The organism is Flavivirga sp. 57AJ16 (assembly GCF_028736925.1).
Taxonomy (GTDB): Bacteria; Bacteroidota; Bacteroidia; order Flavobacteriales; family Flavobacteriaceae; genus Flavivirga.
Map to the genome: position 1 here is coordinate 49,050 of NZ_JAQZAT010000004.1, position 13,961 is coordinate 63,010.

Below are 13,961 nucleotides of genomic sequence, written 5' to 3' on the forward strand. Positions count from 1 at the left end.
GTTAAGTAATTATTCTTTTGTATTCACTGTTTTTGCATCGTCCCAATCATCCGTTCTGAATGAAGAAGCTGGTATTCCATACCAATTATAGAAGCTTCCCATTACAAAATTTTTGAATGCGTATCTCACAGCTACGGGATTTGGTACTTTTTCTACAGAAACCTCTATTTGCTTCCTGTTTCTTCCTCTTCCAATAACTCTCGCATGTGCGGGGTAAAAGATTCTGTCCTCACCTGCGATTTCAAAATGCTCAATGTTCTTCGTATAAGATGTTAAACCAGTAGGTATATTCTTAAAAGTCAAAATAGCCTTAGAGTCTTGAAAATCTATTTTATCTAGCTCTGGTGCATAAGGATATATTCCTTCCACTCCATAAACTTCACTCAAGGCAAAATAAGCCAACCGCTCACCAGCGGTTCTCTTGTTATTTGGGTGAATATCTAATTCCTCTCCGGTATCCATCAGCGATACCATTCCCGAATTCGGGATTTTTTTATAGGCTTCTAATTGTGCTTCTCTAAGAAAAGCGGAATTGGCCCCACCATATCTCTGCCCACCATATTCATAAGGGGCAATTTGACAATAGTAAAATGGAAATTCACCCACTCCCCATAGTTCTCTCCACCTCCTGACCATAAGCTCAAGACGCTCGGCATAGACATCTGCTTCTGTTATATTAGATTCACCTTGATACCAAATAACGCCCGCTATATTGAAGCCCAGCATCGGGTTGATCATGGCATTGAAGAGGGTAGTGGAAACATTGTGTTCAGGACCTTTAGCTTGATCTTCTAACACCCCGACATCATATTCCCTTAAGCCTTCTTCATCTATCCATGCCTCAACTCTTGTACCCCCCCAATTAGAGGAAATCAATCCTATGGGGACACCAATAGTTTCTTGCAACATTTTGCCGAAGTAATAAGCTGTAGCACTAAAATTTGTCGATGTGGCGGGTCCACATACATTCCAGTTTCCTTTCAAATCATTTTCCGGATTAAGGCTCCTGCTTTTTTCTACTGTAAATAACCGAATGTCGGGGTTAGCAGATTTGAGTATCGTATTGTTGGTGGGATCTTCTATCGGGTGTCCTGTCCTTTTCAGGCTCCATTCCATATTGGACTGGCCTGAACAAACCCAAACTTCCCCAATTAATACATTGTCCAGCACCAATTCCTGACCATCTGAAATTTTGATAGTATAGGGCCCTCCAGCCTCTGGAGTGCTTACTTTTATTTTCCAGTTTCCTTTTTTATCTGATTTTACCTCATAAGTTTGATTATTCCATGATGTAGTCACAGATACGTTGCTTTTAGAGTTAGCAGTTCCCCAGATGGACACTTCACTATTGCGTTGCAATACCATATTACTCCCAAAAATGGAAGGTAATTTGATTGTGGCAAAAACTGTATTTCCCAAAGAAATAAATGCAAATAGAATTATTGCACGAATTAATAATTGAATACTCTTTTTCATTTTGGTTTCTCTTTTTAAACTATAATAATTGAAATTATCTGTTGACATTTGAATTGAACAAATAAGCTTCATATTCTCGGCTCTACAAATCTACCTAATTTTATAAAAGCTTCATTTACAAAATTATTGGCTCCTATAATGCAGTTATAACTAGCCGTTGATAAACTACTCGCCAGCGAGAGCCCTGCCGTAGCTAGTGTTGATTTTTTTGATAAAATCTCTTCTACTATTGTTATTCCTGTTACCAATTAATTTTAATGTAAACCTTGTTTTCCTTCCTAAATGATCTATCTATCATTTAATTTTTGCCTGGAATTTAGAGGAATAGACCTCATTACCATTCACATCATAATGTGTAAACTCAACCTGTGGTTGACCTGACTGCCTTGATATTTTAACGCCCATGAAGCCACCGCTCACTCTTAAAAAACGATGTTCAGACCTCAGATCTTCTTGTTTCCATCCCTGTACGTGATAGTCACTGACTGGCCCAGAGCCAAATTCATTAACCTGGGCTACTGAATCAACCGAATGATACTGCCAGTGACGATCTCCATTGATGATGTAGAGGTTTTCGATTTTTGAGAGCATATGCCGCATCCAGTCACCTTCGGTTTGAAAACTTTTGTTTGCATGGTTGTCCGTCTTACCATCTCTATCGGGGCCTACAATCGGAGTAGCGGAAAACAGAATTTTAAAAGTGGCATCTGATTCTTTTAGTGTTCGCTCCAACCACAATTTCTGAACCGATCCAAGAATCGTCTTATCTGGTCCGTCTTCCATGTTATTAACGGACCTGAATTCCCGACCTTCCAATAGCCAGATCTGCAGATCCTTTCCCCAACGAAATGTTCGGTAAGGTGCTCCTTTTAGCGGTACATTTTCCTTCCACAACTTTAAGCCATCCTCCCAACTAATTGTACCGTATGTTTCCGCCTGATCGCTGACATCATCTTTGAGTAGATCGTGATCATCTTTGATCATGTACATAGGTACTTTAAGGTGAAAATCCACCAGTGAAAGTTTGGAATCCATGGCATGCCATTTGTGACGGGCCGATTCCAATGTTTTTGCAAGTGGCCCTGGCTTATCGTAGTATACATAATCACCTGTCTGCACAAAAAAGTCCGGATCCATTTCACTCATCTTATCATAAGTTTTGAACCCCCTTATGCTATCGTCATAACTCCAGAAATACTGGCACGTAGAGGTTGTGAACGTGATAGGCGCAATGTCCTGAGGTGATAAAGCAGTGCTAAAAGCACCTTCCTTTTTAGGGCCCTTTTTCGACTCCAGAATAACTTTATATTCTGTTCCTGGTTTCAGGTTGTCAAATAAATGACTTACCGTAAAATCGTTTTCCTCCAGGGCCAATAACCATGGCGAGCTATACTTTTCGTCCTCACCAATAAGTGTGATTTTCACCTTCCCTTGCTTACCTTGCACGCCTCCATCCATTTGGGAAACAGGCATGTCTTCATTAAAATCAATAGGATGTCTGAACACTTTAGATTTGCGGGTGTGGGTAATAGCATTAGGTGTTTCCTGAGCGTAAAGCCGGGTCCAAATTACTACTGACGAATCCTTAACTTCCATGGATCTGAATCCCGATGTAAAGAATGCTTCTTCTGTGGATTGGCATGATGCCAACACTGTTCCAATGAGTATGAATACGATAATGGATTTAAAACAATTCATCTTTAATAAAGGTTTAATGGTTCGGCTATGAGTAGTGGCATATAGCGTAGTAGTTTCCTATCAATTGGTTAATAATCATTGCCCTTTTCCGATTGCTTGCAAGACTCCACCCAAGCCAATAAATCCACTTTCATTTTTTCTGCTAATTCAGGGTTTTCCGCAATAATATTTTTTGATTCACCTGGATCGCTTAAAAGGTTATACAGCTCAAACGTTTTAGCTTTATCGGTACTTATTAATTTATATTCCTGTGTTACCCATGACATTTTTCCTCCAAATTGAAATCCCATTGGCTTTTCCCTAACATCAGCCTTTCCATTTAAAACTGAAGTTAAACTCACACCATCAATGGGGCGTTCATCCGGGAAATCAAGTTTTAACATATCAACAATGGTTGGTAAATAATCACTTGTAAAAGAAGGGAATGCCGTTTTCTGTCCGGGTTTAACTGCATTTGGATAAACACAAAATGCAGGTACCCGAACCCCTCCTTCGTATAACGAACGTTTTCTTTCGCGGTAAATTCCTGCGGTTCCAGGTGTATCGCGTTCAGGCCCATTATCGCTGCAAAACCAAATCATTGTATTGTCGGCTTCTCCAAGCTCTTCCAGTTTTTTCCATAGTCTGCCTATTTGTTTATCCATTCCTGAAATGGCAGCATAATAAAGCTGTTCTTTGTAAGAATATTCACTGTAGTCTGCCATCATTTCTTCGGTAGCTACAACTGGTAAATGTGGTGTATGAATCCAAACAGCTGAAAAGAACGGGTTCTCATCCTGAACGGACTTTTCAATAAATGGGATAACCCTGTCTAAAATCACCTTCGCATCATCACTATCTAAATTTTCAGAAGCAGGCTGTTCTTCACCTTTCCAATAGTAAGTTCCATAATTCTGTGCTTCACTTTTATCGGTCATGGCTTTCCAGCCGTAATGTAAACTTTCTCCATTTTCTTCATCAAAAACTGCGGGTTTTAACATGGGATCGTAAGTAGGCACTTTCGATTCGGTTACAAAATATTCATCATAGCCATGCATACTTGGAATACTATAATGTGTAGAATCACCAGGTTTCCCACGGTTAGCATCTTTTACTTTTGTCGTTAATGTCCCGAGGTGCCATTTTCCAAAATGCCCTGTGGCATAACCTTTTTGTTTGAGCAATTCTGGCAAAGTGATTTCTTGTTCTTTTAAATGCCCCGTATTGGCACTAGGAATGCCCAACCTTTGCGGATTTCTACCGGTTAAGCAACTAGCCCGTGTTGGCGAGCAAACAGCAGACGCTGAGTAAAAACGGCCAAAAGTGATTCCTTTGGCGGCAAGCGCGTCCAGGTTAGGGGTTTTTATTATTTCGTTTCCATTAAAACCTGTGTCTCCCCAACCAAGGTCGTCGCACATTATTAAAATGATATTAGGTGTCTTATTTCCTTTCGCATTTCCTTCTGTTTTTTTTTGTTGGCAGGACAATAAAAGGAATACCGTGATTAAAATAGATAATCCCAATACACTTTTTGTTAAATAATTTTTCATATGTTATTTTATTTTTTGTACGTTATCATAGCTATTCAGAGCCTTTGATAATGATTTATACGCTTTTTTATCCTTTTCCTTTAGGTTATCCAATGGTATTGGTGCTTTTTCAAAAAAATCATCTGTTACATTATAAAACTCTCCTGTTTTATATAATTTGTACTCCGTATTTCTTGCAAATTCCTTTAGCTTTTTTCCTCTGGGGTCATACCAGCTATAAATCCATTCTCTAGGGTTTCCTTTTTTTCCAAGAAGTTGAGGCATGAAGCTGATTCCATCAATAGGAATGTTTGATGGCGCTTTTATACTGGCTGCATCACAAATAGTTGGTAAAAAGTCACTAAAATCAACCATGTCAAGACATTCTTTGTTACCATCTATGGTACCGGTCCATCGAGCTACAAGTGGCACGTGGGTTCCATTATCTGTTGTTTTACCTTTGCCGCCGGGGTACTCTCCCCCCTTAAACATAGAAACTATGGGTTGATCTGTTCCATTATCTCCTGTAAACACAATCAGCGTGTTTTCACCAAGCCCCAATTCGTCTATTTTTGACACAATTTTACCAACCAGTTTGTCCATGTAAGACACCATATCGGCATAATATACAGGTTCCCCTTTATACGTGAGCGATCCCTTACTTTGGGAATCCCAATCATTTGAATCTGGAGTAGTAACAAAAGGACAGTGAGTAAGTATCATAGGATAGTAGGCAAAAAACGGTTCGTTTTTATTCTCCTCAATGAAATCACATATAAAGTTACTGGTTATATCCGGACCATACTCTCCATTGTTAAAGTGTTTCACTTTTCCATTGAATTCCAAAGTTGGATTTGAAAACCGGGTATCATGTCCTTCTGAATCTTTTCTTGGTTGTGATTGTTGCCAGAGACAAGACTCATCAAAACCAAAATGCTGTGGTGAATCATTCTCTCCACCCAATTGCCATTTTCCTGCAATAGCTGTCTTGTAACCTGCATTTTTGAAGATGTTACCAAAACTTATCTGACTTCTGTCAAGTTTGCCAAATTCTGTGTAATTCCTAACATTATATTGCCCTGTCATGATTTGAACCCGTGAAGGCGTACATAATGGCTGAGCATGACAATTCTGAAACAACATCCCTTGCGATGCAAGCCTATCTATGTTTGGGGTCTGGTAAGATGTTCCTCCATTTGCTGTGATCGTCTCAACCCCTAAATCATCAGCCAGTATTAAAACAATATTGGGGCGTTTGTCTTGTGCACCAAGGTCTAAATTGCTAACCAACAGTAAAATTACTATGATCATTCGACCTATTACTTTCTTTCTCATTTCGATTAATAATTTATTTAATATTTATAATATCGCTAGCATAACGCCACACAATAGAGACTAAATGATGGCGCCCAACTTCCATGGTATTTACTGGATACTGACGAACTGTTCCCCAGATGGACTCTTTGCTATTTCGCTGGAGCACCATATTATTTCCAAAGATTGTGGGAAGCTTTATTTCAGCTGAAGCTGGAAATGACAAGGCAATTAACATAAGAAGCCATCGCGATTTAAGCTTTTTTATACCATTCATGATTTTATCTTTTATTGAACTCTAAATTTTTATTGTTTTTTCAATATTTAACTTTTTGCTGGAAATCAAATTATCACATCACTGAGTGGTTCTTGTTAAGAATTGGCCAAAGCTGTTCATCAAATAAGCGTGCGGCCCCGACCAATGCTTCATTTTCTGCTTCTTCTGAGGCGAAAATCTTAGTACTTAATCCATTGACTTCCAGAGATTCGTTCATAGCCTGTGAAAAAAGACCGAATGCTTTTGAAATATTACCTCCAAGCAGAACAGCTTGAGCTTCAAATTTTTTAATCCAAGGTGAAAGGATTTCCCCCAGGTTTGTACCAAACTGAGTGAATATTTCTTCAACATATTTATGTTTTCCTGCTTGCACGAGAGATTTAACCCCATTAATTTTTACCCCATATTTTTTAAAGCTCTCAGCTTCAAACCATCGTGTTGAAAAATAATCATCAATGATTCCGTTTTTATATGGTAAATGCCATAAGCATCCATGTTCAGGAACTGCAGTCCCTTCAAAAATGGGTACTCCTTTATCAACAAATGCTGAACCAAAACCTGTACCCAGTGTTACTACTATGGACCTATCATAAGCACTCGTCTTACCTGTCCAAGAAGCTCCCACGGCAAAGGAGGTTGCGTCATTAAGAAACCGAAAATCAATATATTCAGGTAATTTTAGTCGCTTTCTTAATTCTTCGATAACATTAAGTCCATACAACGATTCGTATTTATTATTGCCTTTAAATAGTGCAGTGCCGTCACTATAATCGAAAGGTCCCGGTATAGCAAAAGAAATTCCTTGCAAATTATTGAGCCCCAGATTCATCATTGAGCGCCTTATTGCTAATGCCCACTTATCGAAGATAAAATTTTGGTCTTCACTGGAGTCCACTTCCATATGTTCAAGAGAGCGGTCCAGTATGGCCCCATCCTTACTTACCAGAGCACTTGTTACGTGACTTCCTCCTATTTCTACACTTAGAATATATTTTGAATTATCATTCATCTATTTTACTAATAATTGTTTTTAAAACTTTTAAAATTCAGGTTCCCAACCTGATTTGTACTTGCACCCAAAAGTGCTATGTTACCTAGTAGTGGGTTCTCTTAACTGGTAAACCCATATCAAAAAGGCTTTCCTATTCCACAAGCAAATATTGGTCAACAATGCCATGCGATTGCTTATTTGAACAGGAATCGAACCTGTAAGTTTCGCACTCACTTTCCATTAAAATACTTCTTCAGGATGTATTCCGGTTGGTGTCCATCTGGTTTTCTACGTTTTTCAGCAGCCATCACATCGAATGCCATGGATTGCTTCTCGGAAGCGGTCAATGGCAATGTATCACCGGTTTCCTGTTGCCATTCTTTTAGAAGATCCATCATTTGCTCTACCCGCTCCTGGTTTTCAGGTAGTGCAGCCACGTTATTTAACTCATATGGATCACTGGCTAGGTCAAAAAGCTGCGTATGGCGCAACGCCGGGTATCTAATCAACTTCCATCTGTTACCCCTTACGGCGCGCATGTTTTTGGTAAATGTTGTATACAGTGAATTGCGTGTTTCGGCTTTTTCTCCCCTTATGATGGGAGCAAAATCAGCACCGTCCACACTATCCATAGCAGGCATTCCAATCAAATCGAGCAATGTTGGGTAAATGTCCAATAGATAGACCATGGCGTCGGATTGCTTATTAACAGGTATGCCCGGTCCCGTAATCACAAAAGGGGATTTCATACTGTGCTCATACAAACTTTGTTTTCCCAACAAACCATGACTGCCAAGTGCCAGACCATGATCTGAGGTATATACAATAATGGTGTTCTCCAGAAGACCTTGTGTCCTTAGGGTCTCAAGTATTCTACCAATCTGGGCATCCATATGAGATATAAGTCCATAATATTCTGCAATGGATGACTTAATGTCTTTAGTACTTCTAGGATAAGCTGCGAGCCTTTCGTCCCTATGGTTCATTTCCCCATTGTTGAAGAGATGAACGGGAAGGTAATTTGGTGGTAAGGGCATGCCTTCTTCGTTATACATGTCCAGATATTCTTTGGGAGGGGTTCTAGGGTCGTGGGATGCGGTAAAAGCAACATACGTAAAAAACGGTTTGGAACGGTCCCCTTTCGCATAATCGTTCAGAAAGTCTATCGCCGCATCTGCAAATACTTCCGAAGAGTGGCCTACCGTCCTCTCTTCTGAAAACTTACCATCCCCTATTTTGTCCACTACAGGCACATTGAAATGGTCGCTCATCCCTGCAAAAAGTATAGTGTTACCCTGCTGAAAAGATTTGTTGAATGAAGGCCTTTTGTTATGCCATTTACCAGTGCCAAAAGTCACATAGCCGTTTTTGCCCAACATTTGGGGCATGGTTTCTACACCTTTCATATCATTTCTTACCTTATGTACATATTTTCCGGTCATTAGCATCGCCCTACTTGGTACACATACTGCACCTCCATCTGCGCCCATGCAATACATATTGGTAAACTTCATGCCCGAAGCGGCCAATCGGTCAATATTTGGCGTTTTGACATATTCATTTTCATATCCCACAGCATCGGCTCGTTGGTCGTCACTAAAAATGATGAGAATGTTTGGTCTATCTTTTGGGGTCTGTGCTTGTAAATTGTACCCAACTATTATTAACAGTATAAATATTAGTTTGGTGCTTTTAAAGTATTGCATAATTAATGTGTATTTATTTTAAGCGTTTTATTAAAAATATTATTCGGAGATTTTCTTATAATTAAAGTTTATCATAAAGGTTCGAATCTGGTCTCGCCCTATTTTGAATCGAATCTCCTTCCCTTCAGCTTCAATTGTACTCCGAGGTTCAATAGGCTGTTCTAAGTGATTGCACTCGATGACCGATGAAACATTGTAGGGCAGTTGCACCGTCACATCTTCTTCCCTTCCTTCAGTTTCAACAATTCTTAATATAATATCATCTGGGTGATAGGCATCCTGCCTGGTCTTAAGGCTCGAAATGATTACATGGTCACTATCGATACCAAAAAATGATTTTTCCAAAGGATAGGAATTTTCATTATAAAACCAACCGGATATTTGTCCAGGGTGGTGATTTTCCCGATTGGCAATGAGCGTTTGGTTGTGCTCCAGAGCTCTTAATGGAATATCTGCATCCTTCCAATCACCTTCGTGCGCTATTAAGGCGTATTTAAATGAATGCATGCCCTCATCCGTTCTGGGGTCCATACCCCGAGCACCTCGAACCACGGACATCACAAGCTTGCCTTCTGTAATGGTGAAACCATATTTGCCATCGTTCAATAAGGAAACACCCCAGTTATTGTTCGAACAATCTATCCATTTATGTGCCGGGAAATATTTTCCGGTTTCTGCTCTTTGGATATAGCCATAAGGTTGTGAATAAAATGCATCGCCTTTTTCAACACCAGTAGGAAACACAACCTGCAATATCTTATTGTGACTATGCCAATCCACCTCCATCTTAAAATCTATTTGGTTGGAGTCTGCATTCAATGTCATATACCGCGTGAAATTGGAAGATTGAAAATTGTCCTCCCACTTCAAAACAACTTGCAATGGGGATTGAAATATTATTTCGGGTTTTTTCAATGGCTCAATCTTAAATTCCTTCCCTGTCAATTTCGTACCCCATGCATTCCCATGGTCCTCCAATAGTTCCATTTTATTTCCTGTACCTTCGAGTACTTCTCCCTTCAGCTTTTTACTGAATATGCTGGAAACCCCACTGTTGTCCCACTTAATGATATAGTGGCTATTTTCAATCTGATTAGTTCCTACTTTTATATCGGAGATTGCTTTTCCAGGGTTTTCCTCTACAATTTCATATACCTTGTATCCTAAGGCAGGAACATTTTCCGCTTGGACAGCAATTTTAAATTGTAACCCATCTTCCGATTCTTTAAGAATTGAATATGGTACGTTCTTTCCCGTGCTATCTTTCAACCTGAAAGATGGTACTTTTTTCGGTAAAGTAAAATCTGCTTCTATGTATTGGCTTACCGACCACGAATGTGGATTATAAACCACCAAAGACGTGCCTTTTATATTCTCGGTATTGATTCGGCTTCCAATAATTTCAAGTCCCGCCGTTAATTGCTCTGAGGTAATCTTGTCCAGTTTTTCATAATCCTTATAAACATCGTTGACACCAAGTCCAGCTAGGGTTCCAGGAATAACATCATGGAATTGATTGAACAATAATATCCGCCATGCATCTTTAAAATCTTCACGTGGATAAAAAGGTTTGGCTTGGTTTAAGCAACCGATTACCGAAAACTTTTCGGTTGTTAACAGCTTATTTTCATGATAGCGGTTCAGTTTTTTAATTCGTGCTTGCGAGGTATAGCAACCTTGCCATTGTCCGCCCCTGGGCTGGATACTGAATTCCGTTTTTAGAACGGGCCATTCCTTATCCACTTGGCGCAATTCATTGAAGTAATTTTCCGGGGATACAAATTCGAACTCTAGATTGGCCTTGTCCGACAACCTTTGCATCGCTAAAAAATCGTTTTCCTTCGGCCCGCCTCCATGGTCTCCTTCTCCGATGGTCACCATTGGTGAATCGTATCCACTTACGTCCACCCAATCTTTTATATAATCGGGCATCCTTTTAAAATCAGGATTATAGTGGTCCGGTATTTTATAGGCCAACAACCTAGAGCCATCTTTGGATTCCCACCAAAAGACTTTTTTGCCTTCCGGTGCGTTCCTGCTGAATACATAGGTGTCTATTCCACATCCGCTATAGATTTTTGGCAGGGTAACAATATGGCCGGTAAAGGCATCGGGAGACCAAGCAATATGGATGTTTTCAATCCCCAGGTTTTTGGAGTAGTAATCCCGACCCACAAGAAACTGTCGGATCAAGCTCTCACCTGAGGGCATAGTTTCATCGGTCTCTACCCACTGTCCACCTACTAAACTCCATCTTTTGTCTTTAATACTTTGTTTGATTTGTTCGAACAGGTCCGGAAAATTCTTTTGTACTACATCATAGTACACCAGGGAACTCTGGGCAAAGTGCACATTAGGACGCTCGTCCATGACCTGGAGCACATTGGAAAAGGTATTATATATCTCGCGCCTCTCGATCTCATTCCACCTCCAACGGTACACGGGATCCATATGCGCATGGCCGATAACCTTTACTTTTTGGGTTTCAGACTTTTCTGTTAACGATTGGCTACTGGCATTATAGTTTATGAGTAAAGATAATATCGATACAAATAGTACACGTTTCATTAAGTTTTTTTAAATTTCAAATTAATTATATTATTTCTTTTATTCCATGTGGTTATTTTATATCAAAATCTGGTATAGATTCGATATACTCAACAGTTATGTCTCTAAAAAAAATTTCTGCTGCTTCTGATTGGAGTTGTATCTTACCTTTTGTTAAAGGCACAATTTCCCCATTAATAACCTGACCTATATCGGTCAAGTGCATATTCTTATGCCCGTTCACCACATGTATGCTTTCTCTGCCGTATGCATAAATATCAAGCCGATTCCATGCTCCATATTCCTTTTCGAAATCCCCTGATTTTTGGCAATATCTTTCTCCTCGCATATTAAAGGTGTTGCATGGTGCTTGTGAATGGTATGTGAAGTTTTCATTCCCATCCATTTTTATGGCCCTTACCCGAGTAGAAGTGGAATCGACGCACCATACATCTCCTGTATCCCCTTCTTGAACCTGAAGTTCCAATGAACGCATCCATGCTCCAGCCCTAGCGCCTTCTTTGCCTACAGCATAGTACATTATGCCACTATCTCGTTTGTGGTCCTCTCTTGGAGGGTATTTTCTCTCTCCCCATTTAAACTCCAAGCTTAAATGAAAGTTTTCATACGGTTTTTCAGAAATCAAAACACCAAGAACTTCGCCCGAAACACGAATGGCCGGTGCTCCATCCTTTTGCACTACTGAAAATACGTTAAGAGGGTCGTTGTTCAACCCCAAGGGCTCAACATATTTACCATCTTCCATTTTTAGCCCTTCGACCTTTGAAGTAGGCTCTGGAGGTCTTAAATAACTGTACCAACCACTCAAATCTTTTCCATTGAACAATGAAATGGGAACGTTATCAAAACCAACTTCATCAGCACTTGCATTACCAGAGCCTGATTTTTTATAACCACACGATATAACCAATAATGCCAAAAACAGGATTAATGGGCGCTTGTTTTTAACCGTTAGTTTGTTAAATCTAAAATATCTTCTGCTCATCACCCTTCATTTTATTATTGCTTTAATTAATTTTTTTACGGGTATGACTCTTAAACACCCAGTTTTTTTTGAATATCTTCTAGTGAAACACCCTTAGTCTCTGGCATTATAAATAAGGCAAATAGCAACTGGAATACCATCATGCCTGCAAAAATCACAAAAATTGGCCAAGGGTTATCCTTGAAAACATTGATGACCACCGGTCCCAATAGTGTAATTAGGGCCGCAAACACCCAATGCGTTCCTGTACCCCAGGAAGCTCCAAAAGCCCGGGCATGGTTTGGAAATATTTCAGCTATAAATACCCAAATGATGGCACCCTGACCAACTGCATGCGAGGCAATAAAAGCCATAATTGAGGCTAGGAGTACCCCTGCACCAAGATCGGCATAGAACGACAGGGCTATCATTAGCAAACTAGAAATATAACCTATAGATCCAATAATTAATAACTGCCGTCTTCCAATCCGGTCTATGAGGTACATGCCCACGAAGGTGAAAATCAGGTTGATCCCTCCAATTGCTATCGAATTGAAGAGCGATTCCTTTACTGCAAGTCCCGCTATCTCCAGAATCTCTGGTGCGTAGTACAATACAAAATTGATTCCCGACAGTTGGTTGAAAAAAGCGATAAGAAAGGCCAACAGAAGCGGCTTCCTGTACCTAGTGAAAATAGACCCTTCATGTTTTTCCTCTATTTTCTCTGCATTTTCTATCTGCTGGAGTTCTGCTTCCACATCATCCACTCCCATCTTTTCCAATACGTCACGTGCGCCATCTTTGTCATGCCTCTCGGTAACCAGCCATCTTGGGCTTTTGGGTATAAAAAAGACCGAAACAAAGTAAATAGCCGCCGGAAGCCCTTCTATGCCCATCATCCAGCGCCAATCATTGGCCCCATCAAAGCCTTTGAGCAGGTAGTTTGAAAAGAAGGCTATTAAAATACCAAGAACAAGGTTGAACTGATACAGTGCCACCAATCTTCCCCTGTTTTTTGCCGTGGATATCTCTGATATGTACATCGGTCCTGCTACAGTGGACGCTCCTACCCCCAGTCCCCCGACAAACCTAAAAAAGGAGAAAGAATACGGGTCTGGTGCAAGCCCTGAACCAACGGCCGAAATGAAGTATAGTGCTCCAATCCAGATGAGTGTTTTTTTTCGTCCAAGGTGTTGGCTTGGTATGCCCCCCAACAACGATCCTACTACTGTGCCCCACAGTGCCATGGACATGATAAAGGTGCCATGGAACCAGGGACTGGTATCCCATAGTTCTTTAATTGGTAAGTTGGCCCCGGATATTACTACGGTATCAAATCCGAATAAAAACCCTGCCAATGAGGCCGTAAACGACCACATGCCCTGATTGCTTATTTTCAATGTATTTAATTTAGGTTATAAAAATTAGTTAGTATATGTCGATAACTTGTTTGCGCAAC

The 13,961-nt window shown here is 40.1% G+C and carries 10 protein-coding genes; all 10 read right to left on the minus strand.

Annotated features, from left to right (window positions below; all coding sequences use genetic code 11):
- Positions 1-9 precede the first annotated feature (9 nt).
- The 10 genes from PQO00_RS05465 to PQO00_RS05510 all read right to left on the minus strand — a co-directional run bounded on the left by PQO00_RS05465 (position 10) and on the right by PQO00_RS05510 (position 13,881).
- A complete protein-coding gene (locus PQO00_RS05465) occupies positions 10-1,476 on the minus strand; it encodes a sialate O-acetylesterase (RefSeq protein WP_274183823.1) in 1,467 nt (488 codons plus the stop codon).
- A 294-nt stretch (positions 1,477-1,770) separates the two neighbouring features.
- Positions 1,771-3,174, minus strand: coding sequence for an alkaline phosphatase (locus PQO00_RS05470; RefSeq protein WP_274183824.1), 1,404 nt, complete (start codon positions 3,172-3,174; stop codon positions 1,771-1,773).
- 68 nt (positions 3,175-3,242) lie between these two features.
- Positions 3,243-4,703: a sulfatase-like hydrolase/transferase gene (locus tag PQO00_RS05475; RefSeq protein WP_274183825.1), complete on the minus strand. Its 1,461-nt coding sequence runs from the start codon at positions 4,701-4,703 to the stop codon at positions 3,243-3,245.
- 3 nt (positions 4,704-4,706) lie between these two features.
- Positions 4,707-6,017, minus strand: coding sequence for a sulfatase-like hydrolase/transferase (locus tag PQO00_RS05480; RefSeq protein WP_274183826.1), 1,311 nt, complete (start codon positions 6,015-6,017; stop codon positions 4,707-4,709).
- A gap of 13 nt (positions 6,018-6,030) precedes the next feature.
- Positions 6,031-6,273, minus strand: coding sequence for a hypothetical protein (locus tag PQO00_RS05485; protein ID WP_274183827.1), 243 nt, complete (start codon positions 6,271-6,273; stop codon positions 6,031-6,033).
- Between the two features lie 73 nt (positions 6,274-6,346).
- A complete protein-coding gene (locus PQO00_RS05490; RefSeq protein WP_274183828.1) occupies positions 6,347-7,282 on the minus strand; it encodes an ROK family protein in 936 nt (311 codons plus the stop codon).
- A 212-nt stretch (positions 7,283-7,494) separates the two neighbouring features.
- Complete coding sequence (locus PQO00_RS05495; RefSeq protein WP_274183829.1) at positions 7,495-8,970, minus strand: sulfatase-like hydrolase/transferase; 1,476 nt, start codon at positions 8,968-8,970, stop codon at positions 7,495-7,497.
- Between the two features lie 39 nt (positions 8,971-9,009).
- On the minus strand, positions 9,010-11,538 hold the full coding sequence (locus PQO00_RS05500) for a glycoside hydrolase family 38 C-terminal domain-containing protein (protein WP_274183830.1): 2,529 nt from the start codon (positions 11,536-11,538) through the stop codon (positions 9,010-9,012).
- Positions 11,539-11,590: 52 nt separating this feature from the next.
- Complete coding sequence (locus PQO00_RS05505; RefSeq protein WP_274183831.1) at positions 11,591-12,523, minus strand: DUF1080 domain-containing protein; 933 nt, start codon at positions 12,521-12,523, stop codon at positions 11,591-11,593.
- Positions 12,524-12,573: 50 nt separating this feature from the next.
- Positions 12,574-13,881 (minus strand): sugar porter family MFS transporter, encoded by a 1,308-nt coding sequence (locus PQO00_RS05510; RefSeq protein ID WP_274183997.1) that lies wholly within the window; start codon positions 13,879-13,881, stop codon positions 12,574-12,576.
- Between the last annotated feature and the right edge of the window lie 80 nt (positions 13,882-13,961).

What these genes read in the sequence shown, in the direction of transcription:
- PQO00_RS05465 (WP_274183823.1), bottom strand. Translation starts at nt 1,476, where the DNA reads ATGAAAAAGAGTATTCAATTATTAATTCGTGCAATAATTCTATTTGCA.
- PQO00_RS05475 (WP_274183825.1), bottom strand. Translation starts at nt 4,703, where the DNA reads ATGAAAAATTATTTAACAAAAAGTGTATTGGGATTATCTATTTTAATC.
- PQO00_RS05510 (WP_274183997.1), bottom strand. Translation starts at nt 13,881, where the DNA reads ATGTGGTCGTTTACGGCCTCATTGGCAGGGTTTTTATTCGGATTTGAT.
- PQO00_RS05480 (WP_274183826.1), bottom strand. Translation starts at nt 6,017, where the DNA reads ATGAGAAAGAAAGTAATAGGTCGAATGATCATAGTAATTTTACTGTTG.
- PQO00_RS05505 (WP_274183831.1), bottom strand. Translation starts at nt 12,523, where the DNA reads ATGAGCAGAAGATATTTTAGATTTAACAAACTAACGGTTAAAAACAAG.
- PQO00_RS05500 (WP_274183830.1), bottom strand. Translation starts at nt 11,538, where the DNA reads ATGAAACGTGTACTATTTGTATCGATATTATCTTTACTCATAAACTAT.
- PQO00_RS05495 (WP_274183829.1), bottom strand. Translation starts at nt 8,970, where the DNA reads ATGCAATACTTTAAAAGCACCAAACTAATATTTATACTGTTAATAATA.
- PQO00_RS05470 (WP_274183824.1), bottom strand. Translation starts at nt 3,174, where the DNA reads ATGAATTGTTTTAAATCCATTATCGTATTCATACTCATTGGAACAGTG.
- PQO00_RS05490 (WP_274183828.1), bottom strand. Translation starts at nt 7,282, where the DNA reads ATGAATGATAATTCAAAATATATTCTAAGTGTAGAAATAGGAGGAAGT.
- PQO00_RS05485 (WP_274183827.1), bottom strand. Translation starts at nt 6,273, where the DNA reads ATGAATGGTATAAAAAAGCTTAAATCGCGATGGCTTCTTATGTTAATT.